Origin of the sequence: Streptomyces sp. NBC_00996 (assembly GCF_045162675.1) — a bacterium.
Lineage (GTDB): Bacteria > Actinomycetota > Actinomycetes > Streptomycetales > Streptomycetaceae > Streptomyces.
Genome location: NZ_CP108723.1, coordinates 5,432,001 through 5,454,756, shown reverse-complemented (window position 1 = coordinate 5,454,756; position 22,756 = coordinate 5,432,001). Strand labels below are relative to the sequence as shown.

23 protein-coding genes, 1 pseudogene and 1 riboswitch are annotated in these 22,756 nt (G+C 68.4%); of the genes and pseudogenes, 12 read left to right on the top strand and 12 right to left on the bottom strand.

Annotation, left to right across the window (positions count from 1 at the left end; all coding sequences use genetic code 11):
* Positions 1-8: 8 nt before the first annotated feature.
* Complete coding sequence (locus OG390_RS25715) at positions 9-575, bottom strand: dihydrofolate reductase family protein (RefSeq protein ID WP_406171402.1); 567 nt, start codon at positions 573-575, stop codon at positions 9-11.
* Positions 576-909: 334 nt separating this feature from the next.
* Between OG390_RS25715 and OG390_RS25710 the strand changes: the two genes are divergently transcribed.
* Positions 910-2,295: a serine hydrolase domain-containing protein gene (locus OG390_RS25710; RefSeq protein WP_406171400.1), complete on the top strand. Its 1,386-nt coding sequence runs from the start codon at positions 910-912 to the stop codon at positions 2,293-2,295.
* Positions 2,296-2,373: 78 nt separating this feature from the next.
* Here the strand turns inward: OG390_RS25710 and OG390_RS25705 are convergent, their stop codons facing one another.
* Together OG390_RS25705 and OG390_RS25700 are read right to left on the bottom strand one after the other, a co-directional pair.
* Positions 2,374-2,826: a GNAT family N-acetyltransferase gene (locus OG390_RS25705; RefSeq protein ID WP_406171398.1), complete on the bottom strand. Its 453-nt coding sequence runs from the start codon at positions 2,824-2,826 to the stop codon at positions 2,374-2,376.
* A 39-nt stretch (positions 2,827-2,865) separates the two neighbouring features.
* Positions 2,866-3,324, bottom strand: a complete 459-nt coding sequence (locus OG390_RS25700; RefSeq protein WP_406171396.1) for a MarR family winged helix-turn-helix transcriptional regulator — start codon at positions 3,322-3,324, stop codon at positions 2,866-2,868.
* A 143-nt stretch (positions 3,325-3,467) separates the two neighbouring features.
* On the opposite strand from OG390_RS25700, the gene OG390_RS25695 reads away from it, so the two are divergent.
* On the top strand, positions 3,468-4,676 hold the full coding sequence (locus OG390_RS25695; RefSeq protein ID WP_406171394.1) for an MFS transporter: 1,209 nt from the start codon (positions 3,468-3,470) through the stop codon (positions 4,674-4,676).
* Positions 4,677-4,779: 103 nt separating this feature from the next.
* Positions 4,780-5,202 carry a heme-binding protein gene (locus OG390_RS25690; protein ID WP_406171393.1) on the top strand — a complete coding sequence of 141 codons (423 nt, stop codon included), beginning with the start codon at positions 4,780-4,782 and terminating at the stop codon, positions 5,200-5,202.
* 127 nt (positions 5,203-5,329) lie between these two features.
* Here OG390_RS25690 and OG390_RS25685 read toward each other — a convergent pair whose 3' ends face one another.
* Positions 5,330-6,196 carry a GNAT family N-acetyltransferase gene (locus tag OG390_RS25685; RefSeq protein ID WP_406171391.1) on the bottom strand — a complete coding sequence of 289 codons (867 nt, stop codon included), beginning with the start codon at positions 6,194-6,196 and terminating at the stop codon, positions 5,330-5,332.
* A 180-nt stretch (positions 6,197-6,376) separates the two neighbouring features.
* Between OG390_RS25685 and OG390_RS25680 the strand changes: the two genes are divergently transcribed.
* Complete coding sequence (locus tag OG390_RS25680; protein WP_406171389.1) at positions 6,377-7,009, top strand: HAD family hydrolase; 633 nt, start codon at positions 6,377-6,379, stop codon at positions 7,007-7,009.
* Positions 7,010-7,408: 399 nt separating this feature from the next.
* Complete coding sequence (locus OG390_RS25675) at positions 7,409-9,070, top strand: globin domain-containing protein (RefSeq protein ID WP_406171387.1); 1,662 nt, start codon at positions 7,409-7,411, stop codon at positions 9,068-9,070.
* A 42-nt stretch (positions 9,071-9,112) separates the two neighbouring features.
* Here OG390_RS25675 and OG390_RS25670 read toward each other — a convergent pair whose 3' ends face one another.
* From OG390_RS25670 to OG390_RS25650, 5 genes are all read right to left on the bottom strand, one after another.
* Entirely contained in the window at positions 9,113-9,595 is a 483-nt protein-coding gene (locus OG390_RS25670) for an NUDIX domain-containing protein (RefSeq protein WP_399083099.1), read from the bottom strand.
* Positions 9,596-9,717: 122 nt separating this feature from the next.
* Positions 9,718-10,623 (bottom strand): LysR family transcriptional regulator, encoded by a 906-nt coding sequence (locus OG390_RS25665; RefSeq protein WP_406171385.1) that lies wholly within the window; start codon positions 10,621-10,623, stop codon positions 9,718-9,720.
* A 249-nt stretch (positions 10,624-10,872) separates the two neighbouring features.
* Complete coding sequence (locus OG390_RS25660; RefSeq protein WP_406171383.1) at positions 10,873-12,018, bottom strand: cystathionine gamma-lyase; 1,146 nt, start codon at positions 12,016-12,018, stop codon at positions 10,873-10,875.
* A complete protein-coding gene (locus OG390_RS25655; protein WP_406171381.1) occupies positions 12,015-12,506 on the bottom strand; it encodes a low molecular weight protein-tyrosine-phosphatase in 492 nt (163 codons plus the stop codon). Before OG390_RS25655 ends, OG390_RS25660 begins: the two co-directional genes overlap by 4 nt.
* A gap of 7 nt (positions 12,507-12,513) precedes the next feature.
* Positions 12,514-12,894: a phage holin family protein gene (locus OG390_RS25650; RefSeq protein ID WP_399083087.1), complete on the bottom strand. Its 381-nt coding sequence runs from the start codon at positions 12,892-12,894 to the stop codon at positions 12,514-12,516.
* A gap of 81 nt (positions 12,895-12,975) precedes the next feature.
* Between OG390_RS25650 and OG390_RS25645 the strand changes: the two genes are divergently transcribed.
* The 4 genes from OG390_RS25645 to OG390_RS25630 all read left to right on the top strand — a co-directional run bounded on the left by OG390_RS25645 (position 12,976) and on the right by OG390_RS25630 (position 15,374).
* Positions 12,976-13,293: a cupin domain-containing protein gene (locus OG390_RS25645; RefSeq protein ID WP_399083083.1), complete on the top strand. Its 318-nt coding sequence runs from the start codon at positions 12,976-12,978 to the stop codon at positions 13,291-13,293.
* A 175-nt stretch (positions 13,294-13,468) separates the two neighbouring features.
* Positions 13,469-13,681 carry a DUF5326 family protein gene (locus OG390_RS25640; RefSeq protein WP_189187169.1) on the top strand — a complete coding sequence of 71 codons (213 nt, stop codon included), beginning with the start codon at positions 13,469-13,471 and terminating at the stop codon, positions 13,679-13,681.
* A gap of 244 nt (positions 13,682-13,925) precedes the next feature.
* On the top strand, positions 13,926-14,837 hold the full coding sequence (locus tag OG390_RS25635) for an IclR family transcriptional regulator (RefSeq protein ID WP_406171378.1): 912 nt from the start codon (positions 13,926-13,928) through the stop codon (positions 14,835-14,837).
* Between the two features lie 99 nt (positions 14,838-14,936).
* Entirely contained in the window at positions 14,937-15,374 is a 438-nt protein-coding gene (locus OG390_RS25630; RefSeq protein WP_399083077.1) for an SsgA family sporulation/cell division regulator, read from the top strand.
* Between the two features lie 61 nt (positions 15,375-15,435).
* On the opposite strand, the gene OG390_RS25625 is transcribed toward OG390_RS25630, so the two are convergent.
* Complete coding sequence (locus tag OG390_RS25625) at positions 15,436-16,905, bottom strand: YibE/F family protein (protein ID WP_406171375.1); 1,470 nt, start codon at positions 16,903-16,905, stop codon at positions 15,436-15,438.
* Positions 16,906-16,976: 71 nt separating this feature from the next.
* A riboswitch (TPP riboswitch) is annotated at positions 16,977-17,133 on the top strand.
* On the opposite strand from OG390_RS25625, the gene thiC reads away from it, so the two are divergent.
* Positions 17,126-18,973 carry a phosphomethylpyrimidine synthase ThiC gene (gene thiC, locus OG390_RS25620; protein WP_406171373.1) on the top strand — a complete coding sequence of 616 codons (1,848 nt, stop codon included), beginning with the start codon at positions 17,126-17,128 and terminating at the stop codon, positions 18,971-18,973. It overlaps the preceding riboswitch by 8 nt.
* A gap of 54 nt (positions 18,974-19,027) precedes the next feature.
* Here the strand turns inward: thiC and OG390_RS25615 are convergent, their stop codons facing one another.
* Positions 19,028-19,615 (bottom strand): hypothetical protein, encoded by a 588-nt coding sequence (locus tag OG390_RS25615; RefSeq protein ID WP_406171371.1) that lies wholly within the window; start codon positions 19,613-19,615, stop codon positions 19,028-19,030.
* Positions 19,616-19,933: 318 nt separating this feature from the next.
* On the opposite strand from OG390_RS25615, the pseudogene OG390_RS25610 reads away from it, so the two are divergent.
* Positions 19,934-20,071, top strand: a pseudogene (locus tag OG390_RS25610) (thiamine biosynthesis protein ThiC); the annotation flags it as partial.
* 94 nt (positions 20,072-20,165) lie between these two features.
* Positions 20,166-21,647 carry a VWA domain-containing protein gene (locus tag OG390_RS25605; protein ID WP_406171369.1) on the top strand — a complete coding sequence of 494 codons (1,482 nt, stop codon included), beginning with the start codon at positions 20,166-20,168 and terminating at the stop codon, positions 21,645-21,647.
* A gap of 220 nt (positions 21,648-21,867) precedes the next feature.
* Here OG390_RS25605 and OG390_RS25600 read toward each other — a convergent pair whose 3' ends face one another.
* The gene (locus tag OG390_RS25600; protein ID WP_406171367.1) at positions 21,868-22,731 is read right to left on the bottom strand and encodes a hypothetical protein; all 864 of its coding nucleotides are present in this window, start codon (positions 22,729-22,731) and stop codon (positions 21,868-21,870) included.
* Positions 22,732-22,756: the final 25 nt, after the last annotated feature.

The following is a 22,756-nucleotide window of genomic DNA, read 5'->3' as shown; positions in this document are numbered from 1 at the left end:
GAAGCTGCTCAGCGCCTCGTCTCGTACCTGGTCAGGACCACGCCGCCGGGAAACGTTCGCGTCTCCACCAGGTTCAGGTTCACCCAGCTGTCCAGCGCGGTGAAGAACGGCGTGCCGCCGCCCACCAGGACCGGATGGGCGGCGATCGCGTACTCGTCGATCAGCCCGGCGCGCATGGCCGCCCCGGCGAGCGTTGCGCCGCCGATGTTCATTGGGCCGCCGTCCTCGGCCTTGAGCCGGGTGATCTCGGCGACCGCGTCGCCGGTGACCAGGCGGGCGTTCCAGTCGACCTTGTCGATCGTCGAGGAGAACACCACCTTCGGCGTGTCCCGCCAGTTCCGCGCGAACTCGATCTCCGCCGGGGTGGCCTTGGGCTGCTGGTCGCCGGTCGGCCAGTAGGAGCTCATCGTCTCCCAGAGCTTGCGCCCATACAGCGACAGGCCACTCGCCTGCTCGTGGTCGAGCCACCACTGGAACAGCTCGTGGCTCGGCGGTCCGCTCCAGCCGATGTCGTCGCCGGCCGCGGCGATGTAGCCGTCCAGGGTCAGGTTCATGCCGTAGATCAGTTTCCGCATGGCCCAGCCTTCCGTCCGTGGGTGTCCGGCGTATAGACCAGCGCGGCGCGGGAAACTCATCGGTGCGCGATCTGGGCTCGCCGGTAGTCCTCGTGCTCGGGGCTCAGCGTGGTGTACTCGGCCGACACGGGCAAGCCGCCTGATCTCGACCTCGCCCTCACGAGGAAATGCCGCGGATTTGAGACTGATCATGGGTGACAAGGCCGTGAGACGGCCAAGAGCGCCCAGGTCACGCAAGATCGACATGCCACGAGCGGCGAGACCCCACAGCCTTGCGGGGCGGCCCCGGGTTAATGCGCTCGACGTGTGGTGCCGGGCCGGGTGGACTGGTGCCATGACGACACCTCAGGATGATCTGCTTCCCGCCACGCGCCGGGCTCTGCTGCACCGTATCGCCGTCGCACAGACCGAGGGTCGGGCGCCGTCGCTGGTCGCGGCCGTCGTCCGGGGCGGGGAGACGGTGTGGAACGGGGCCCGGACCTCGGTGGACGGGCACGGGCCCGACGAGAACGTGCAGTACCGGATCGGCTCCATTACCAAGACCTTCACCGCTGTACTCGTACTGCGGTTGCGTGACGAGGGCGTGCTGGGCCTCGGCGACGCGCTGGAGAAGCATCTGCCGGGTACCGGCGCGGGGGAGGTCACCATCGCCGAACTGCTCGCGCACACCGGCGGTTTGGCGGCCGAGTCGCCCGCGCCCTGGTGGGAGCGCACGCCGGGCTCGCTCCGCCCCGAACTGTCCGACGTCCTGGGCGAGAAACCCTTCCGGCACCCGGTAGGGCGCCGACACCACTACTCGAACCCCGGCTACACGCTCTTGGGCGCGCTGGTCGAGGAGTTGCGGGGCGCTCCCTGGGAGCAGCTGCTGCGGCGCGAGGTGCTCGAGCCGCTGGGTCTGCAGCGTACGAGCGGTCGCCCGCAGGCACCGCACGCGGGAGGCTGGGCCGTCCACCCCTGGGCGGACGTGATGATGCCCGAACCCGTGCAGGATCTGGGCCGGATGGCTCCAGCCGGACAACTGTGGTCCACCACCGCTGACTTGGCACGCTTCGCCGTCTTCCTGATCCGGGGGGACGACCGGGTGCTGAGCGCGGAGTCCGTACGGGAAATGCGTACGCCTGCCGCGCCGCCCGAGGCAGCGGAGCTGGCCGCCGGAGCCGCTTACGGCCTCGGCATGCAGATCCTGCACCGAGACGGTCGGACACTCGTCGGGCACTCCGGCTCCCTGCCGGGATTCCTGGCCGGCCTGGCGATCGGTGTGGAGGACGACGTGGCGGCGGTCGTGCTGTCCAACTGCACCTCTGGCCCGCCCGCGCTGACCGTCGCCGCCGATCTCGTCCGGATCGTGGCGGAGGCCGAGCCGAGGATCCCTGAACCCTGGCGCCCCATGACCGAAGTCGACGGCTCCGTAATGGAGTTGGTCGGGCAGTGGTATTGGGGGACTCAGGCGTTCGGGTTGCGGTTGGCGGCCGACGGGGACGTCGCCTTGGAGCCGCTGTCCGGCATCGGTCGGCGCGCTCGGTTCCGGGCGAACGGTGATGGGACATGGACGGGGCTCGACGGCTACTACGCAGGTGAGCTGCTGCGGGCCGTACGGCGCCCGGACGGCTCTGTGAGCCATCTCGACCTCGGGTCCTTCGTCTTCACGCGACAGCCCTACGACGAGGGGGCTCCTGTGCCGGGTGGGGTGGACCCCGAGGGCTGGCGCGGGATCCAGTAGACGGCTGGACGACATCATGGTGAGGGGCGGTGTGTTTCACGTGAAACACACCGCCCCTCACCACCCGGGTGGCACGCCTCAGAGCGGCAGCTTGAATCCCACGTGGGAGGCTGTGAAGCCGAGCCGTTCGTAGAAGCGATGGGCGTCGGTGCGGGTGACGTCGGAGGTCAGTTGGGCCAACTGGCAGTCCAAGCGCCGGGATTCGTCGATCGCCCATTCGATGAGCTGGGTGCCGAGGCCGCTGCCGCGCTCGTCGGCATGGACGCGTACACCTTCGATGATGGAGCGAGTCGCTCCCTTGCGGGACAGCCCGGGAATGACCGTGAGCTGAAGGGTGCCGACGACACGGCGTTCACGCACGGCGACGACCAGGCGCTGGTTCCGGTCGGCGCTCAGGCGCTCCAAGGCGGCGAGATACGGGGTCAGGTCGTCCTGCGACTCCCGTTGGGCGCCCAGTGGATCGTCCGCGAGCATCGCGACGATGGCGGGCACGTCTTCGGCGACAGCGGCTCGTATTTCAAGATCTCCCATGACCGCACCCTACGAGGGCACGCTCATGGGGTGCATGGTCTATACGGGCACGCTCGCCGACTCCACGACTCGAACCAGCGGGGCCAGCTCCGGGTTCTTGGCCGCTTCGTCGAGTGCATCGCGCAGGGCGGCGTCGTTGGTGGGTCGTGCCTCTTCGAGGAGCTTGAGGCCCGCCTCGCTGACGTTCGTGTAGATGCCGCGGCGGTCGGTCGGGCAGAGATAGCGGGAGAGCAGCCCGCGGTCCTCGAGCCGGGTGACAAGACGAGTGGTGGCGCTCTGACTCAGGACGACCGCGTCCGCGACCTGCTTCATCTGCAGATGACCGCCCTCACCGTCGTGCTGTCGGCTGAGTACGTCGAGCAGCGAGTACTCCCGCACGCTCAGGTCGTGCTTGACCTGCAGCTCGCGCTCGATGTGGGCCTCGATCCTCCCGTGCAAAAGAGAGAGAGCACACCAGCCCTGAGCGAGGGCGGTGAGCGCGGGGTCCGTGGCTGTCATGGCATTTTCCTCCGTCCCGGAGCGGCTGAAACCCAGGATAGAGCACGGCTGCAATAGCCCGCTGTTGCATATAACCCGCGTATGCAACTATTGTGAACGCACGCAAAGCGCTCCTGCAATCGTCTGGGAAGGTGTACCCCACCATGCCTCTCGCGCTTCTGGCCCTCGCGATCGGGGCCTTCGGAATCGGAACCACCGAGTTCGTGATCATGGGTGTGCTGCCCGAGGTCGCCGGTGACTTCGGTGTCTCCATCCCCACCGCCGGACTGCTGGTGACCGGCTATGCCCTCGGCGTGGTGATCGGTGCTCCGATCATGACCGCACTTGGCACCAAGGTGCCCCGCAAGCGGATGCTGATGCTGCTGATGGGGCTGTTCGTCCTCGGCAATCTGCTCTCCGCCGTAGCTCCGGTCTTCGGGCTGATGCTGGCGGGCCGAGTGGTCGCCTCGCTCGCGCACGGTGCCTTCTTCGGCATCGGTTCGGTGGTCGCCGCCGAGCTGGTCGCGCCCGAGAAGAAGGCCGGTGCCATCGCCATGATGTTCAGCGGGCTCACCATCGCCAATGTCGTCGGAGTCCCCCTGGGCACGCTGATCGGGCAGTCCGCGGGCTGGCGCGTCACCTTCGCGGGCGTCGCCCTGCTCGGCCTGATCGGTCTGCTGGGCATCGCCAAGCTGGTGCCCGAGCTGCCGAAGCCCGAAGGCGTACACCTCCGTCATGAGCTGGCTGCCTTCAAGAACGTCCAGGTGCTGCTGGCCATGGCGATGACCGTGCTCGGCTTCGGGGGCGTCTTCGCGGCCGTCACCTACATCGCGCCGATGATGACGCACGTCGCGGGCTTCGCCGACGGCTCCGTCACCTGGCTGCTGGTGCTCTTCGGCCTTGGCATGGTCGGCGGGAACCTCATCGGCGGCAAGTTCGCCGACCGTGCGCTGATGCCGATGCTGTACGTGTCCCTGGGTGGCCTCGCAGTCGTGCTTGCCCTGTTCACCGTCACGGCGCACCACAAGATCCTCGCGGCGGTCACGATCGTCCTCATCGGCGTTCTGGGCTTCGCGACCGTGCCGCCGCTGCAGAAGCGAGTGCTCGACCAGGCGCATGGCGCCCCCACACTGGCGTCTGCCGTGAACATCGGCGCCTTCAACCTCGGCAACGCCCTCTCGGCCTGGCTCGGCGGCATCGTCATCGCGGCCGGCCTGGGTTACACCGCCCCCAACTGGGTCGGCGCCGTCCTCGCCGCAAGCGCGCTCGTCCTCGCCCTCCTTTCGGCCTCCCTGGAGCGCCGTGCGGACGACCCCAGCGCCGTCGTCGTCGGCGGCGCGCCCGTGGAAAAGCGAACGGCCGTCCACCACTGACCGGGGTCTGGACGGCGCGGGGCCAGGGCCGTCCCCGCACTGCCTCGACTCGGCACCGGCCGCAACCAACCCGGCACGTGCCCCCACAAGGAGAAACCCCCTCATGAGCACCACCACTGCCATCGCCCCGCTGACCACCGAGGACGCCGAAGTTCTCGTCACCGCGGCCCGCCGCGCCGCCGAAGCTGCCGGAGTCAGGGTCAGCGTCACCATTCTCGACGCGGGCGGTCATCTGCTCGCCTTCCGCCGCGACGATCAGGCCGTGCTGATCTCGGGCGAGACCAGCACCCGCAAGGCCTACACGGCGCTCCAGCTGGACTCCGCCACTGCCGACCTCGTCGACGCGGTCCAGCCCGGCGGCCTCTTCCACACCCTGCCCACCGCGCTCGACCGGCCTCTGCTGTTCATCGCGGGCGGCGTGCCGGTCCACCGCGACGGCCGTCTGATCGGAGCCATCGGTGTCGGCGGCGGCGCGCCGGACCAGGACCACAGCTTCGCTGCCGCCGCCGTGGAGTCGATCGCCTGAGCGCACCTCTGTAGAGAAGCGCCGGCCCCTGTGGGGGCCGGCGCTTCTCTACAGGCGCTTACCTGGACGTCTACGGCGTTCGGAGGGCTAGAGGCGTCACAGGCGTCGACGTCCAGCTACAGCCGTCTCAGCCCGCCGCCACCGTCAGCGGGGCGAACCGTCGTGTCCAGTCTCCAGGCAGCTCCGAGATCCCATACGTCATGACCGAGTTGAAGGCGATGGACACGAGGCCGTGGTCCTTGAGCCAGGAGAGCAGCTCTTCGTGCCGCACGTCGATATCGGTGCGCAGCGGGCGGTCGGCGTGGGCGGCCAGCGAGGCGATGAGTGCCTTCGCGGTCTCCGTGTCACGGGCAATCAGCGGACCCACGACATGGGTGTCCCTGTTGGGCCAGGCGGACGCGTATCCGATGATCCGGCCATTTTCCTCGGCGACGCACAGTTGGTCGGAGAAGGCGGGCAGTCGCGTGATCATATGGGTGCGGTCGACCCCGAAGATCTCCTCGTCGAGCCGGAGTACGGCGGTGAGGTCGTCCGCGGTGGCCGGGCGGGTGACGACCTCGGACTCCACACCGCCGGGGACAAAGTGCCCTCGGACCATCTCGGCCCGGCCGGTGACCTTGAAGCCCAGTTCCTCATAGAGCGGGCGGCCGCTCGGAGTGGCGTGCAGAGTCAGGGGGGTGGTCCCCATCTCCGCGACCACATGGCGCATCAGCCGTCGGCCGATGCCCTGGCGGGCATGCCGCTCGGCGACGAGAACCATGCCGATGGCTCCCAGATCAGGGCGTTCGTGCGGTCCATACTCGGTCACGACGCAGGCGGTGACGAGACCGCCGTCGGGGTCATCGATGCCGTAACCGGTTCCCGCCGCGAGGAGCAGACTCCACTTGTGTTCCTCACGGGGCCAGCCCCGGTTCTCGGACAAGTCGGCGCAGGCGGTGAGATCGCGAGGCGTCAGACGGCGAATGGGCAGAGCGGCGGGGGAAGGTGTCGACACGCATGTCAGGCTGTCTGACACGCGCGCCTGACGTCCACTGGTTTGCGGGCACGTGTACGCGCTTTTGGCCATGTCGTCCACAACCGCACAGAGCGCGGACAGATGTTTCACGTGAAACGGCGCGGATTACCGCTGGGCTCACCGATGGAGGGACAGTCGGCACCGCTAGCCTCGGCGGACATGGCACGACTTCATCTCTTCGACCTCGACGGGACGTTGCTGTATGGGAGCACCGCACCGGTGGAGATCTCGCGGCAGCTCGGGCTGGAAGCCGAGACCGTAGTGCTCGATCAGGCGATCTCTGCGGGGCGCATAGGCCCGCCGGAGTACGCCACACGGGTGCATGCCCTGTGGGCGGAACTGACCGAGGCCCATGTGACGGCCGCTTTCGAAGGGGCGCCCTGGATGTCCGGCATAGAGGACGTCTGGGCGGAGATCCGGGGGAACGGCGACTACTGCGCTGTCATCTCGCTGTCACCCTCCTTCTTCGTGGAACGGCTGAGAGCGTGGGGAGCGCACGCGGCGCATGGCTCGCGGTTTCCCGCCGTGCCCTTCACGGAGGCGGTCGATCCGGCGGGGATTCTCAGCAGCGCAGCCAAGGTGCGGATCGCGGACCGGCTCTGTGAAGAGTTCGAGGTGAGCAGGGCCGACTGTGTCGCCTATGGCGACTCATCGTCGGACAAGGACCTGTTCGGTGCCGTGCCGGTATCCGTCGCGGTCAATGCGGATCGGCATCTGCAGGCTCTCGCCACCCACGGCTACGTAGGACGGGATCTGTGGGATGCCTATGAATTGGTCCATCGCGCCCGGTAATTGAGGCAATTGATGGATCGACCCCCGTCAATTCGTGGTGATGCGAGGGGGGACTTGTGTGTGCAGCCGCTGCCGGTATGGTCGAGTCCGGTTCGCGTCCACCGACATGTGCGCATGTCCCGTGGGGGCACGAACGCAGGCCAATGCAGCCTAACGGGACGGAGAGATCGAAGACCCGCATTTTCCGTTACACGGTCGGGCGTTGGCTCGAGGTGGGATGCTGCGGTGAGGGTACTGCGGCCAATGTCACATTCTCGCCTTACTTGTCCGTACGGAGCGAGAATCCGGGTTCAATGTGGCCGCATTGGCCGACGGGGACTGAACGGGGAAAGCAAGCACGCCGTCTGCGGGGGAAAGCAGGCACTTTCCGACCGCGGAAGTGCGCAGACCGACCGAAAGATGTTCGAGGCGAGGCACACCATGGACGCTCCGACCACCACGTCGGCCGACAACGGTACTTCCGGCGGCAACGGCGGGGGCGGCTGGTTCACGCCGCGCAAGGAGCCGGCGCCTTCCGCCGGCGACCAGGGGGCGGCCGACGGCCGTCGGCTGGCCGCGATGCGTCCGGTAGGACGGCCCGCCACGGGGCACGGAGCGCCGGAGCAGGGATCGTCGACGCAGGAACGAATATCACCGGCCGTGGAAGCGCCACCCGCCTCGCATGATGCGGCGCCGACATCCCACGACGCGCAGTCGCCAGGGATGCGATACCCCGAGGCGGCGCCGACGGGGACACGGACCCACGAGCCCGTGCCGGCGCAGGAGCGCCTCCGCCAGGCACCACAGCCTGAGGCGCGACATCCGGAGCCAGAGCCCGCCCACGACGTCGTACAGGCACAGGCCGGTCCCGAGCGGCCCCCGTACGGCTCTCTGCAGCCCGATCCCGGCCCACAGCCGCGGGTGCCCGCCCAACGGCCCACTTCCGAGACACCCCCCGGTCCAAAGGCGTCCCCCGACGCCATGCTGATCCGCCGGACCATGGCCGAGGTCGGCGCCGTCGCCGACAAGGTCACCTCCTACTTCTACGCGCTGCTCTTCGTGCGCCACCCCGAACTGCGCTCACTGTTCCCGGCCGCGATGGACACCCAGCGGGACCGGCTGCTCAAGGCGCTGCTGACCGCCGCCGAGCACATCGACAACACCGAGGTCCTCGTCGCGTATCTGCAGAACCTCGGCCGTGGACACCGCAAGTACGGCACGCGGCCCGAGCACTACCCGGCCGTCGGTGAGTGCCTCATCGGCTCGCTCAGCCGGTACGCCTCGGCGATCTGGGACACCGAGATGGAGGCGGCCTGGGTGCGGGCGTACACGACCATCTCTCAGGTCATGATCGACGCGGCGGCCGCCGACGAACTGCGCGCCCCGGCCTGGTGGTATGCCGAGGTGGTCTCACACGATCTCAGGACCCCGGACGTCGCGGTCATCACCGTCCGTCCCGACCAGCCGTACCCCTTCCTCGCCGGGCAGTACACGAGCCTGGAGACGCCGTGGTGGCCGCGGATCTGGCGGCACTACTCGTTCGCCTCGGCGCCCCGCTCCGACGGGCTGCTGTCGTTCCACGTGAAGGCAGTTCCGGCGGGCTGGGTGTCCAACGCGCTGGTGCACCGCGCCCGGCCCGGCGACATCGTCCGGCTCGGACCCCCGGCCGGCTCGATGACCGTCGACCACACCACAGACAGTGGACTGCTCTGTCTGGGCGGCGGCACCGGGATAGCGCCTATCAAGGCCCTGGTCGAGGATGTCGCCGAGCACGGGGAGCGCCGCCCGGTCGAGGTCTTCTACGGTGCTCGCACCGGTCACGACCTGTACGACATCGACACGATGCTGCGGCTCCAGCAGAGCCACCCGTGGCTCGCGGTGCGCCCTGTCGTCGACCAGCAGGCCCATCTCCAGCTGCCGGACGTCGTGCGCGAGTACGGGCCGTGGAATGAGTACGACGCGTATCTCTCGGGTCCGCCCGGGATGATCCGCAGCGGTGTCCACGCGCTGAGGGACATCGGCATCCCGTCGGACCGCATACGCCACGACTCGGTGGAGGAACTCGTCGCTGCCGGGGACTGACCTGGGCCCCAAGCACGCCCGGACAAGCCGCAGCAGCGCGAGTCAGCCCAGGTCGGGCGCGTGCATCGCCCGTACGCCCTCGATGTTCCCGTCGAGGTAGTGCCGCAGTGACAGCGGTACGAGGTGGACGGAGGCGATCCCGACCCGGGTGAACGGCACACGTACGATCTCGTACTCGCCGCAGGGTTGGTCCACCTCGGGACCGTGCCGCAGGGCCGGGTCCATGGACTCAAGGCGGCAGACGAAGAAGTGCTGCACCTTCACGCCGGTCGCGCCGCCGTCGTCGCCGATGTGCTCGACGGTGTCGACGAAGCAGGGCACTACATCGGTGATCTTTGCGCCGAGTTCCTCGTGCACTTCACGGTGGAGTGCGTCGACAACAGTCGTGTCTTCCGGTTCGACCCCGCCACCCGGTGTGAGCCAGTAGGGATCGACGCCGGGCTTGGTGCGCTTGATCAAGACCAGATCGTCGCCATCGAGCAGGATGGCGCGGGCGGTGCGCTTGACCACGGGTCGGACGGTCATGGGAGAAATGTGGCCCGGCTGGTTCCACGTGAAACATCGCACAGCCCCAAGAGCTTCAGAAACGGGCCTCCGTACGGGGTGAGCCCTCCCGGTCTTGGCTCCAGCCGACGCCTGGGCCGGCCTCAGCTCCAGTCGGCGGCCGCCCTCAGCAGCCACTCGTGCGCCCGCGCGATATGCGGCATCGCCAGTGTTCCGGTGCGCACCACCAGGAAGTACGTGCGCAGGGGAGGTATCGCCGGGTCGAGGAGCGCCACGACGTCGCCGCGCTCCAGGGCGTCGGTGCACAGATACCGGGGCAGCACGGCGAGTCCGGCGCCCGCAGCGGTGCAGGCGAGGACCGCGCGCAGATCGGGGACGACGACGGTGCCCGAGGCTGCCGGGCGGCAGTCGAAGACAGAGGCCCAGTAGCGGGCGACGAGCGGCAGCGACTCGTGCACCTCGACCACGGGGAGGTTCTCCAGTGCGTGCGCGCCCTTGCGGCGCAGCTTGCCCGGGCCGACACAGGCGGCCCAGCGCGGAGCGGCGACCAGGACGTGCTCTTCGTCGCAGAGCGGAGTCGCGGTGAGCAGCGCACCCCGTGGGCGGGCCGTCGTAATGGCCAAATCATGATGTCCGGCAGCCAGCCCCTCCAGCGTCTCCTCGGCGTTCCCGAAGGAGGCGCGCAGCGCGAAGCCCTGGCCGTCGTCGCCTGTCAGCTCCGTCAGCGCGGGCAGGGCCCGCTCGGCGGTGAACTCCGGTGGTCCTGCGAGGTGCAGGGTGCGTAAGGACGAGTCCTCGTCGAGCCCGGCTTCGGCGATCTCCACCAGGGCGTCCAGATGCGGAGCCGCCTTGTGGGCAAGCTCGTCGCCGATGGTGGTCGGAGTCACCCCGCGAGCCTGGCGCAGAAACAGGGGCCGTCCCAACTGCCGCTCCAGCGTGCGGATCTGTGAGGTGACGGCGGGCTGCGAGAGCCCGAGCAACGCGGCGGCGCGCGTGAAGGAACCGGCCCGGTGCACAGTCACAAAAGTGCGCAGCAAGGCCAAGTCCATGGTGCCCCTCCCCTCCCAGCACCCCCGCGCGAGCCTCAACTATAAATAAGTCGATAGGTCTCTGTCGCTACCGTGATTGGACACTGACACAGAGTCAACTAGCCTTGTTTGCACGGTTCTTCGCGCGCGGAACCGGGACGGTCCGAGCCACGAGGGGGGAGGCTCGGACCGTCCGTTGTACGTAGCGGGGTACTAAACCGGCGTCGCCGACGCGCGCCGCCGCGTACTCACCGGTCGCTCAGTAGGCATTCACTCCGCGGATTCGTCGAGTGCCCGCAGCACGTCCGCCACCAGGTCCTCGGGATCCTCAGCGCCGGCCGAGAAACGGATGAAGCCTTCCGGCACCGCGTCCCCGCCCCACCGGCCGCGCCGCTCGGCCGTGGACCGCACGCCACCGAAGCTCGTCGCGTCGTCCACCAGAAGCAGCGCGTCGAGGAAACGGTCGGCACGCGCGCGCGTGGGCAGAGTGAAGGACACCACACACCCGAAGCGCCGCATCTGCTGCGAAGCGATCTTGTGCGAGGGGTCGTCGCTCAGTCCCGGATAGCGCAGTCCGGCGACCTCGGGCCGCTCCCGCAACGCCTCGGCGATCGCCAGAGCGTTGGCGGTCTGCCGGTCGGCGCGCAGCTGGAGCGTGGCCAGCGAGCGGTGTGCCAGCCAAGCCTCCATGGGGCCGGGGATCGCGCCGACGATCTTCCGCCAGCGCCGCACGGGAGCCATCAGAGCGGTGTCGAGCGCGGTGACGTATCCCAGAAGGATGTCGCCGTGCCCGGTGAGCATCTTGGTGCCGCTGGCCACGGAGAAGTCGGCACCCAGCTCCAGCGGGCGCTGGCCGAGCGGGGTCGCGAGGGTGTTGTCGACCGCGACGAGGGTGCCCTGGGCGTGTGCCGCCGCGACGAGCCGCCGTACGTCGCACACGTCGAGGCCCGGGTTCGACGGGGTCTCGATCCACAGCAGCTTCGCCCCGTCGAGAACCTCCAGCTGGGCGTCGCCACCGGTCGGGGCGGTGCGCACCTCGATGCCGTACGCGGTCAGCTGCTCGCGCACCAGCGGCAGCACCTGATAGCCGTCGTCGGGCAGGACCACGATGTCGCCGGCGCGCAGCTGGGAGAAGAGGACCGCCGAGATCGCGGCCATGCCCGAGGGGAAGGCGAGCGTCTCGACGCCGTCCTGTCCGGGGGCCTCCAGCTCGCCGATGGCACGCTCCAGGAGCGTCCACGTCGGGTTCTCGTCACGGCCGTAGGTGTACGGGCCGGTGGGCTCGCCCGGCAGATGGAAGTGCGCGGCGAAGACCGGGCCCGGGAGCGTCGGCTCGTACTTGACGGGTTCGGGCAGTCCGGCCCGCACCGCGCGCGTGCCGTCACCTGTTCCCGTGACGAAATCCCCTGACGTCATGCCGCCCGTCCCTCCACTTTCTCCTGTATCGCGGCGACCAGTCCTGGGCTCGCCGCTACCACCATCTCAAGACACTCCTCGAAGCGGTCCATACGTCCGTAATACGGATCAGGGACGTCCAGGTCGTCGCCCGCAGCGGGGTCGTACGACCGCAGGAGCCGGATCTTGGTCGCGTCCTCCGGAGTAGGTGCGAGGCGGCGCAGCGCCTTCAGATGACCGGAGTCGAGGGCGATGACGAGGTCGAGGCGAGAGAACCACGAGACCTGGAACTGCCGGGCCGCGTGGTCGCTCTCGTAGCCGCCCGCCTCCAGTACGGCGACGGTGCGGGAGTCGGAGCCGTCGCCCTCGTGCCAGCCGCCCGTGCCCGCGCTGTCGACCTCGACCAGGCCATCGAGCCCGGCCTCTTCTATATGGGCCCGGAAGACGGACTCGGCCATGGGGGAGCGGCAGATGTTGCCTGTGCAGACGAAGCAGACTCGATAGGGCATCGTGCACTCAGTCCTTGCCGTCGGGCAACACGACGTTGAGCGCCCAGGACACGATGGAGATGATCAGGCCGCCGAGGACCGCGGTCCAGAAGCCCTCGACGTGGAAGCTCAGGTCGAGCTTGTCGGCCAGCCACGAGGTGAGCAGCAGCATCAGGGCATTGACCACCAGGGTGATCAGGCCGAGCGTGAGAATGAACAGCGGGAAGGTCAGCACCTTCACGACCGGCTTGACCAGGAAATTCACCAGGCCGAAGACCAGCGCCACGATCAGCAGCGTGCCGACCTTCTTGCCGGTGCTGTCGCCCGTCAGGGTGATCTTGTCGAGCAGCCACACGGCGACGGCCAGGGCCCCTGCGTTGGCGAGCGTCTTGACTACGAAATTCTTCATGTGTCTGATCGTGGCAGAAGAGATCGACGGGCGGACCAGGCTGGGGATACAGCCTGCGGCGTACGAGAGCGGACGAGGGCGATGAAGGCATTCCGGCTGGACGAACTGGAGGCGGAACGCGCCGCCAACGATGGCGCCTACCTGCAGTTTCTGCGCGAGCGGAACATGTCGGTGGGCCTGTACGCACTCGACGCGGGCGGCCTCGACCCGCAGAAGCCGCACCAGCAGGACGAGGTCTACTTCGTGGTGAGCGGGCGCGCATCGATCACCGTCGGTCTGGAGACCACCCAGGTGGCGCGTGGCAGCGTCGTCTACGTACCCGCCGGGGTCGCCCACAAGTTCCACCACATCACCGAGGACCTGAGGGTTCTGGTGGTGTTCTCTCCGCCGGAGAGCTGACCTCCGCCTCAGGGTTCCCTAGGGGAACGGTCAGGGGAGGACAAGGGGTGCGAGGCCCCCGCCCGGCCCCCTCTCGGCCTTAGCATCGAGTGCAGGACATCAACGCAGGACATCTGAGAACCCGTAAGCAGCGCTCCGGACTTGGGGCAACGGCAGAGAGGTAAGGACGAGGGCGATGCGAGAGATCTTCAACGGTATGCCGTGGTGGGTGAAGTGGGTCGCGGTGCCGGTCATCGCCCTGGTTGTGTTCGGCACGGTGATAGTCAGCGTGCTCAGCGTGGTCATCAGCCTGCTCTTCAAGGCCCTGGTCTTCGTCGCGCTGGTCGGCGGACTGATCTACATCGTGCGGAAGTTCATGTCGAGCTCGTCGTCGCGCAGTGACTGGTGAGGCTTCGCTCGGTGACGGGTGGGGCTTCGCTCGGTGACGGGTGAGACGCGAGAGGGTGAGCGACGGATAACGGGAACCTGAGGTTCCCTCGGGCGAGGGAAGTTTCCGGCGAGGCCGTCTGTGCGCGGTGGCAGGCGGTTAAAGTCCGGAATTCGACGCGGGGTCGACCCCCCGCGGGCAGCGCACAGCCCCCTCCCGTGTTCCCCCGCACGGGCGGTCCCCCTCGCGCCTTAGGGAGTGCCCCTTGGCCACGGTTGACACCGCACCCGCAGATTCCCCCACTCCGCCCGTCCAGCGATCGGGCGTGCCCGCGGGATCATGTGTCCCGCCCACCCAGCCGCGCACCACGCCCGGAGAGACATGCGCCCCGCGCACCTCTCCTGCGCAGGCCGCGCCCCTGGAGCCGCACGCCACGACCCTGATCGGCTCCGTGCAGCGCGCGATGCGTCTGCTGGAGGCCGTCGCTGCGCGCGATCACGGCGCCCCCGCCAAGCAGCTCGCCCGGGAGGCCGGGCTCGCGCTGCCGACGGCGTACCACCTGCTGCGCACCCTGGTCCATGAGGGCTATCTGCGCCGCGACAAGGGGCTGTTCTTCCTAGGTGAGGCCGCCGAGCAGCTGAGCAGCAGCGGAGCGCAGCAGAAACGTCGCAGCACGGTGAGCGACGCGCTCGCGCACTGGCGCGATTCGATCGGCGTTCCCGTGTACTACGCGATCTACCGCGACGGCGAGATCGAGGTCATGTGCGTCGCCGACACCCCGGGCAACCCCGCGGTCGAGGAGTGGGCCGACTTCCGGGAGACCGGGCACGCGCACGCGATCGGCCAGTGCCTGCTGTCCCAGTTGGACGAGAAGGCCCGCCGGGACCACCTCGACCGCTACCCGGTGCAGTCGATCACTCCGTACACGGTGCGTGACAATGACAGCCTGCTGCGACGCCTGGATCGGACGGGACGGATGGAGCCCGTCATCGAGCGCCAGGAATACGCGCTGGGCACCGTCTGCGCCGCGATCCCCATCACGGCAGGCTCAACTGCGGGGACGATGGCCATTTCTCTGCCTTCTCATCAGGCCGGGCGACTGCTGCCCGCCGCACGCCAATTGCAGAGCGAAATCGGCAAGTTGCTAGGGACACTCGCGATCTCTATCAGTATCTGAAAACTCACTCCTTGTGATCACTCGTGCACGTTGAGCAAGATTCCAGCAGTGTCAGGGGGACGATTCCTGGCCAGTCGACGGCAAACGACGGGGTAGGCGATGCGCGAGTCGGTACAGGCAGAGGTCATGATGAACTTCCTCGTGTCGGAGGAGTTGTCCTTCCGTATTCCGGTGGAGCTCCGATACGAGACCTGTGATCCGTACGCGGTGCGGCTGACCTTCCATTTGCCCGGAGACGCTCCTGTGACCTGGGCATTCGGGCGGGAGTTGCTGGTCGACGGCGTGGGCCGGCCATGCGGTGACGGCGATGTGCACATCGCGCCCGCAGACCCGGAGGCGTTCGGCGAGGTGCTGATCCGGCTTCAGGTGGGCGGCGACCACGCGCTGTTCCGGTCCGGCGCGGCGCCGCTCGTGGCATTTCTCGACCGTACGGACAAGCTGGTGCCGCTGGGGCAGGAGCGTTCCCTGGCCGACTTCGACACGCACCTCGACGAGGCGCTGGACCGTATTCTGGCGGAGGAGCAGAGCGCGGGCTGACGCACCGCCACCCTCCCAGTGGAGTAACGCTTCCTCACAAGGGGCGCGGCGCCGGATGCTCTCAGCGCTTGCGGCGACGGCCCTTCCCACTGCGTACCGGCGTCCTGGCTCCCGCGGGCTCCACAGGTCCGGCCTCGGTGTCCGTGCGGTCCGCGGATACCACCAGCGCGGCCAGCGCCGTGGTCACCGGCACCGAGGCGACCAGGCCGATCGAGCCGATCAGGGTGCGCACGATCTCCTCGGCGACCAGCTCGCTGTTGGCGACCGCGCCCACGCTGCTCTGCGCGATCGAGAAGAGCAGCAGCAGCGGCAGCGCGGCGCCCGCGTACGCCAGGACAAGGGTGTTGACGACCGATGCGATGTGGTCGCGGCCGATGCGGATGCCCGCGCGGTACAGGCCACGCCAGCCCATCGTCGGATTCGCCTCGTGCAGCTCCCAGACCGCGGACGTCTGCGTCACCGTCACATCGTCGAGCACACCGAGCGAACCGATGATGACACCCGCCAGCAGCAGACCGCTCATGTCGATGGACGGATACAAGCCGTGGATCAGGCCGGTGTTGTCGTCGGTGTTTCCGGTCAGCGCCGCCCAGCCGATGAAGACGGAGCCGAGCACGCCGATCAGTACCAGCGAGAGCAGTGTGCCGATGACGGCCACCGACGTGCGGGCCGAGAGGCCGTGGCACATGTAGAGCGCGATCAGCATGATGGCGCTGGCCCCGACGACCGCCACGATCAGCGGGTCCGAGCCGTGCAGGATCGCCGGCAGGATGAAGAAATTCAGGATCAGGAAGCTGATGGCCAGCGCGATGAGCGCCATGACGCCGCGCATCCGGCCCACCACCACGACGACCAGCGCGAAGATCCCCGCGAGCAGCGCCAGGGGGAACTTCCGGTTCACGTCGGTGACCGAGTACTGCAAGTCCTTGGGCGCGGAGGGCTCGTACGCGACCACGACCTTCTCGCCCTGGTGCAACTGCCGTGACTGGTCCGGCTGGACGATCTCGGTGAACGTACGGCCCTTGTCCTTGCCGGTGTCGATCCGAATCGTCGCCTTCTTGCAGTCACCCGTCGCCTGCTGCTGCGCGGAGGAGCCCTCAGCGGTGGACGTGTCACCGGTCGGGGTCTCCCCCGAGGCGTTCACGGACTTGCAGTCCACCTTGTCGACCTTGGCGACCGTCGCCTGCTGGGTCTGCCGGTCGAAGCCGACGCCGGTGCGCTCGTGGGACGGTGCGCCGCCGGGCCAGAGCACCACGAGCCCCACGACGACCGCCGTCGCGAAGGGGATCAGTACCGCGGCGATGACCTTGCGCAGGTGCTTGGAGACGGGCGTTGCAGGGCCGTGGCTGTGACTGTGCGAGTGGCCGTGCGCGCCGCCAGGACCGTGGCTGTCGCCGGGGCTCGGGCCATGGCCGCCACCGCCCGGTCCATGTCCGCGGCCGTCGCCGGAACCGTGTCCATGGCCGTCACCGGAGCCGGACCCGCGAGGCGGATCGGACGGTGGGAACGGAGGCTGCTGCATTGTGGTCACCGCCCGATCATCGCAAGAACGAAGGGGGCCCTCTGTTCAGCGCGCCAGATATGACGCTAGCGTGGAGGCACCTTTGCACACGCGGGAGCTCGGAGCACCGGGCTGAGAGGGCGCTGACCTTCGTCTCGGCGATGTTTCACATGAAACATCGACAGACGGAAGCCGCTGCGTCGACCGCCGAACCTGTTACCGGGTAATGCCGGCGTAGGGAGTAGGTCTCATGACCAACAAGGACGTACGCACGCCTGCCTCCAGCCAGACGGATGGGGCGCTTGCTCCGGCCGAGAACGGTGGGGCATCCGCCCCGGCCGAGAACGGCGAGGCCGGGAAGTCCATTGGCTGGCACAAGGCGTATGTCGGCGGCTCACGCCCTGATCTACGAGTGCCGGTCCGCCAGGTGCACCTCACAAACGGGCAGTCCGTCACGCTGTACGACACCTCCGGCCCGTACACCGATCCGACCGTCGACACCGACGTACGCAGGGGTCTGACGCCGCTGCGCGAGAACTGGATCATCGCCCGCGGCGACACCGAGGAGTACGCGGGCCGTCCGGTCCGCCCCGAGGACGACGGGGTCAAGCACACGTCGCCGCGCGGGGGGCTGCGCAACCTCGACGCGGTCTTCCCGGGGCGGCCGCGCCAGCCGCGCCGGGGCCGCCCCGGACAGGCGGTGACGCAACTTGCGTACGCCCGCCACGGTGAGATCACGCCCGAGATGGAGTTCGTGGCGGTCCGCGAGAACATCGACCCCGAGGTCGTACGCGAGGAGATCGCCGCGGGTCGCGCGGTGCTGCCCGCGAACGTCAACCACCCGGAGATCGAGCCGATGATCATCGGCAAGCGGTTCCTGGTGAAGGTCAACGCCAACATCGGCAACTCGGCCGTGACGTCCTCCATCGAGGAGGAGGTCGAGAAGATGACCTGGGCGACCCGCTGGGGCGCCGACACGGTCATGGACCTGTCCACCGGCCGCAACATCCACACCACCCGCGAGTGGGTGCTGCGCAACTCCCCCGTCCCCATCGGCACGGTGCCGCTCTATCAGGCGCTGGAGAAGGTCGACGGCCGCGCCGAGGAACTGACCTGGGAGATCTACAAGGACACGGTCATCGAGCAGGCTGAGCAGGGCGTGGACTACATGACGGTCCACGCGGGCGTGCGCCTGCCGTATGTGCCCCTCACCGCGAACCGCAAGACAGGCATCGTCTCGCGCGGCGGCTCGATCATGGCGGCCTGGTGCCTGGCGCACCACAAGGAGTCGTTCCTGTACGAGAACTTCGAGGAGCTCTGCGAGATCCTCGCGGCGTACGACGTCACGTACTCACTCGGCGACGGCCTGCGGCCCGGCTCCATCGCGGACGCCAACGACGCTGCGCAGTTCGCGGAGTTGAGGACGCTCGGGGAACTCAACACGATCGCCAAGCGTTTCAACGTACAGACCATGATCGAAGGGCCGGGACATGTCCCGATGCACAAGATCAAGGAGAACATCGACCTTCAGCAGGAGATCTGTGATGAAGCTCCGTTCTATACGCTCGGCCCGCTGACGACGGACGTCGCGCCGGCGTACGACCACATCACCTCCGGCATCGGTGCCGCGATGATCGCCTGGTGGGGCACGGCCATGCTCTGCTATGTCACGCCCAAGGAGCACTTGGGCCTGCCCAACCGTGACGACGTCAAGACCGGCGTCATCACCTACAAGATCGCCGCCCACGCAGCCGACCTCGCCAAGGGGCACCCCGGTGCGCAGGAATGGGATGACGCGCTGTCCGACGCCCGCTTCGAGTTCCGGTGGGAGGACCAGTTCAATCTGGCCCTCGACCCGGACACGGCACGGGAGTTCCACGACGAGACACTGCCGGCCGAACCCGCCAAGACGGCCCACTTCTGCTCCATGTGCGGGCCGAAGTTCTGCTCGATGAAGATTAGCCAAAGCATCACAGAGCAGTTCGGTGGTACAGCGGCTGCCGGGGCGTCTGCGGAGGAGGTCGCTGAGGGGATGCTCCAGAAGTCGAAGGAGTTCGCCGCGAGCGGTAACAGGGTCTACCTGCCGCTGGCGGACTGACTGCTGCAACGGCGGTGTTCCCTGGGGCAGTCGACCAAGGAGCGCCGCCGTAGTTCACTGTCGCTGGGCATTCCTGAGCCGCTCGACCTGCTTGTTGATCAAATCGGCGGGGAAGAAGGCGGGACTGCCACCCACCTTCATCGTGTCGAACGATGCGATGGTGGTACCGACTCGAACAACGAAGTATCGATCGATCCGGGGGACTGTCCTGTCTGGCCCGCCCTTCTTTGCCGGAGGGAGAGTGGCAGGGGTAGTCATGCGGAAGCGCACCGCTTCGTCGCCGATGTCCAGTGACTTCTCGGCAGTTATCTCCGCCTGGTACTTCCCGGTATAGCCCACCCCGGAGAAGGACTTGCATGTCTTGAGCCCGTTACGTACCTGTTTGAAGGCCTGTTGAGCCCCCGTGCCTTCGTAGGCCGCAAGTGTGGAGCCCCCTGGATAGATGTCGCCGTTCCAGTTGAAGATCTGGAGCACAACGGCAGACCTGGCCACACCGCTCGTGGAGTCAAACACCTTCTGACAGACAGGATCTGAGACAGGAGGGAACGACTCTTGTTCGCTCTTCGGGTGGGGCACCTGTATCGCTGTCCCGCCTTCATCGGCCTGAGGAACTTCTCCCTCTTGGAAGACAAGGGACTTCAACTGTTCCGTGGTCAGGGGACGTGCGGCGACTTCAGCCGAAGCTGATTCCCTTGCTGTCTCCTTTGAGGAGTGCGCCCCTTGATCCGTTCCGCAACTACAGATGGCTGGTGCGGCGGCGACCAGCATTGCGCTGGTCAGCTTCGGCCGCGATGAACCGGCGAGCATCTTCGCCCAGGGAGTGTGATCAGGGACGCAGACGCTACCGCGCCACCCAGCGCTTCGGCAGACGGTTTCAGGGTCCGACGTGCCGCTTCGCACCCAGGGTCGGCTCCGATCGGATGCGGGGTCTGCTCTTATCGGCCCATCTCAGGGGTGTGGTTGCCTTCGATGAAGATCTCGCAGGACATCCGCCGCGAGCACGGCGGTTCGCAGGTGGAGATCGAGGAGGACATGGCGCAGAAGTCCAAGGAGTTCGCGGCAGCGGGCAACCGGGTTTCTCTGCCGTTGGCGGACTGAGGCGCGCACGAGTGCGTGGTGTTCGGAGCCGTCCGAGGCTCGTGTATGTGCATCGGGCGGCTCCGGGACCGGGTTCTGTCGGCAGACTGGGCGCATGACAGCGACATCCATGAGCAAGGGCGCCAACCTTCCCGTGGCCGCCGAGGCTGTTGAGGTCGTGCTCGGCTGGGCCGGGGGGCCCGGTGCGCCGGACGCCGATGCCTCGGCGCTGCTGCTCGGTGCGGGTGGACGGGTGCGGGACGACGGGGACTTCGTCTTCTACAACCAGCCGCAGCATGCCTCCGGGGCCGTACGGCACCTCGGGAAGCGGCGGGACGGCGGAGCCACGACGGACTCGGTCGGAGTTGATCTGCGCGCCCTGGAGCCGGGCATCGAGCGGGTCGTCCTGTGCGCCTCGGCCGACGGCGGCACCTTCGGTCAGCTGTCCGGACTGATGCTGACGTTGCTCGACGCCGGGACGCGGCAGGAGCTCGCGCGCTTCGAGATGGAGGCCACGACGGAGACGGCGTTCATCGGTGGTGAGCTGTATCTGCGGGGCGGCCAGTGGAAGTTCCGCGCGGTCGGACAGGGCTACGCGTCCGGGCTCGCGGGCCTGGCCACCGACTTCGGGATCAGTGTGGACGACGAGGGTGGGGCCTCTGCGTCTGCCGCCGGCTCCGGATCCGGGGCGGGTGCCGCGTCGGCGGTGCCGCCCGCGGTGACTGCCGCGGGCCCACCGGTGGTGCCGCAGTCCGCGGGACCGCCCGTCGCGCCGCCTGTGGTCCCGCCCGCCCCGCAGGTTCCGTCGGCGCCCCCAGGACCCGTCCCCCGCCTCACCAAGGGCGAGGAGCAGTTGCCCGTGGACATGCGCAAGCGGCTCTCCCTGCGCAAGGAGCAGGTGGCGGTCAGTCTGCGCAAGCGGGGGGCGGAGGGGGTCATGGCGCGTGTCGTGCTGGTGCTCGATGCCTCCGGGTCGATGTCCTTCCTGTACTCGAAGGGCGTCGTGGCCGACGTGGTGGAGCGGATGGCCGCGGTGGCCGCGCAGCTGGACGACGACGGAGTGATGCAGGCGTGGACGTTCGCGTCCCATGCGGCCCGGCTGCCGGATCTCGGTCTGGGGGAACTGCCCGAGTGGCTGGAGCTCCACGTCCGGGTCGGTGAGCTGAGCCTGTTCCGACGGAGCAAGAAGCCGCGGAAGGGGCTGCGGCCGGGGCAGGTGGACATGCGCGCGGTCGGGATCCAGAACGAGGAGCAGAAGGTGATCGCCGAGGTCCGGACGTATGTGCGTGAGCACCCGGCCGCCGATCCCACCCTGGTGCTGTTCTTCTCCGACGGGGGTGTCTTTCGCAACAAGGAGATCGAGAAGGAGCTGCGGGAAGCGGTCGAGGAGCCGATCTTCTGGCAGTTCGTGGGCCTGGGCCGGTCCAACTACGGAGTGCTGGAGCGGTTCGACACACTGCCGGGCCGACGCGTCGACAACGTCGGCTTCTTCGCGGTCGACGACATCAGCAGCGTCCCGGACCCGGAGCTGTACGACCGGCTGCTGTCCGAGTTTCCGGCCTGGACGACCGCGGCCCGGCAGCTCGGCATCATCTGACCGTAGCCTTCCGGGTCGCGCGGCATCCGACCGGGTCCTGCCGGGCCGGGCATCGGCTGACGGCGCCCGGCCAGGGGGATTTCGGACGCGCCCGGCCAGGGAGCGTGCGGGCGTACGTCACTCACCGGTTCGGGCCCGCGCCCCATCAGCGCGGGCCCCCGGTTCCTCCCCGCATCCCGGCCCTCACCCTCGGTCATGGGCCACCCGGTCGGCCCGGGCGTCACTCCGGCTGGTGCTCCGGTCCTCCGAAGTCCGGGCTCGTGAAGTCCGGGCTGGAGAAGCTCGGGCGCGGGCCGGCCGCGGGTCCACCCTCGGGACTGCTGAACCCCGGCCGGTTGTAGCCGAGTTGCGGGATGCGGCTGGGCGTCGGTGCCGGACGGCCCAGTGCCGCCGAGCCCGGGTCGGCGAGGGCCTCCCGGAGGAACGGCAGGATGCCGCGCTCCAGCAGGGCCTCGTGCCAGGCTTCCCTGGCCCGGGCCACCTGTTCGTCCAGCTCGCCGCGCGCTCCGGCCTGGAGCGAGGACGAGCTGTTGCGCAGTGCTGTCAGCAGCAGTCCGACCGCGGCGACGAGAATCGCGGCCGCCGTGACCGCGCCGAAGACCCATCCGGTGGTGAGGAGGGTCTTGGCGAACGTCTGCTCGGGGTCGAGCATCTTCAGGAGGTACCCCACGAGCAGGAATATCGCCGCCGCTGTTCCGGCGAGGACGGGGGCTAGCACCGCGACGACGGCGATGGCGCCGGCACCGGCGGTCTCGGACACCTCCCCCACGGTGGCGGCGAGCCCGATCGCGGTCGCGCCCGGCTCCGCGGAGCCGGCTTCCTCGCTCACGACCCGGGTGGACGGCGCCGGCTGACGCAGTTCCTCGCGGACCCTCACGTAATGCTGGTATTCGGTCACCGCGGCCGCCGTGATGAGTGCGCTGGCGTTCAACGCCATGGTGCGCAGTTGTTCGGGGTTGAGCCGCTGGCCGACAGCGGCGAGTTCCGGACGGTGTGGTGCGGAGCGCAGCGCCTCATCGAGGATCCGCTCGTAATCCTGGCGGTCCTCGCTCAGCAGGTGCTGCGGAACGCTGTTCATGTGCATCCCCCGATGCTCCGTAGGGCTGGTG

Bases quoted from the DNA above. Each gene is read 5' to 3' on its own strand.
- OG390_RS25715 (WP_406171402.1), bottom strand. From the start codon at position 575: ATGCGGAAACTGATCTACGGCATGAACCTGACCCTGGACGGCTACATC.
- OG390_RS25710 (WP_406171400.1), top strand. From the start codon at position 910: ATGACGACACCTCAGGATGATCTGCTTCCCGCCACGCGCCGGGCTCTG.
- OG390_RS25705 (WP_406171398.1), bottom strand. From the start codon at position 2,826: ATGGGAGATCTTGAAATACGAGCCGCTGTCGCCGAAGACGTGCCCGCC.
- OG390_RS25700 (WP_406171396.1), bottom strand. From the start codon at position 3,324: ATGACAGCCACGGACCCCGCGCTCACCGCCCTCGCTCAGGGCTGGTGT.
- OG390_RS25695 (WP_406171394.1), top strand. From the start codon at position 3,468: ATGCCTCTCGCGCTTCTGGCCCTCGCGATCGGGGCCTTCGGAATCGGA.
- OG390_RS25690 (WP_406171393.1), top strand. From the start codon at position 4,780: ATGAGCACCACCACTGCCATCGCCCCGCTGACCACCGAGGACGCCGAA.
- OG390_RS25680 (WP_406171389.1), top strand. From the start codon at position 6,377: ATGGCACGACTTCATCTCTTCGACCTCGACGGGACGTTGCTGTATGGG.
- OG390_RS25675 (WP_406171387.1), top strand. From the start codon at position 7,409: ATGTTCGAGGCGAGGCACACCATGGACGCTCCGACCACCACGTCGGCC.
- OG390_RS25670 (WP_399083099.1), bottom strand. From the start codon at position 9,595: ATGACCGTCCGACCCGTGGTCAAGCGCACCGCCCGCGCCATCCTGCTC.
- OG390_RS25665 (WP_406171385.1), bottom strand. From the start codon at position 10,623: ATGGACTTGGCCTTGCTGCGCACTTTTGTGACTGTGCACCGGGCCGGT.
- OG390_RS25660 (WP_406171383.1), bottom strand. From the start codon at position 12,018: ATGACGTCAGGGGATTTCGTCACGGGAACAGGTGACGGCACGCGCGCG.
- OG390_RS25655 (WP_406171381.1), bottom strand. From the start codon at position 12,506: ATGCCCTATCGAGTCTGCTTCGTCTGCACAGGCAACATCTGCCGCTCC.
- OG390_RS25650 (WP_399083087.1), bottom strand. From the start codon at position 12,894: ATGAAGAATTTCGTAGTCAAGACGCTCGCCAACGCAGGGGCCCTGGCC.
- OG390_RS25645 (WP_399083083.1), top strand. From the start codon at position 12,976: ATGAAGGCATTCCGGCTGGACGAACTGGAGGCGGAACGCGCCGCCAAC.
- OG390_RS25640 (WP_189187169.1), top strand. From the start codon at position 13,469: ATGCGAGAGATCTTCAACGGTATGCCGTGGTGGGTGAAGTGGGTCGCG.
- OG390_RS25630 (WP_399083077.1), top strand. From the start codon at position 14,937: ATGCGCGAGTCGGTACAGGCAGAGGTCATGATGAACTTCCTCGTGTCG.
- thiC (WP_406171373.1), top strand. From the start codon at position 17,126: ATGACCAACAAGGACGTACGCACGCCTGCCTCCAGCCAGACGGATGGG.
- OG390_RS25605 (WP_406171369.1), top strand. From the start codon at position 20,166: ATGACAGCGACATCCATGAGCAAGGGCGCCAACCTTCCCGTGGCCGCC.
- OG390_RS25600 (WP_406171367.1), bottom strand. From the start codon at position 22,731: ATGCACATGAACAGCGTTCCGCAGCACCTGCTGAGCGAGGACCGCCAG.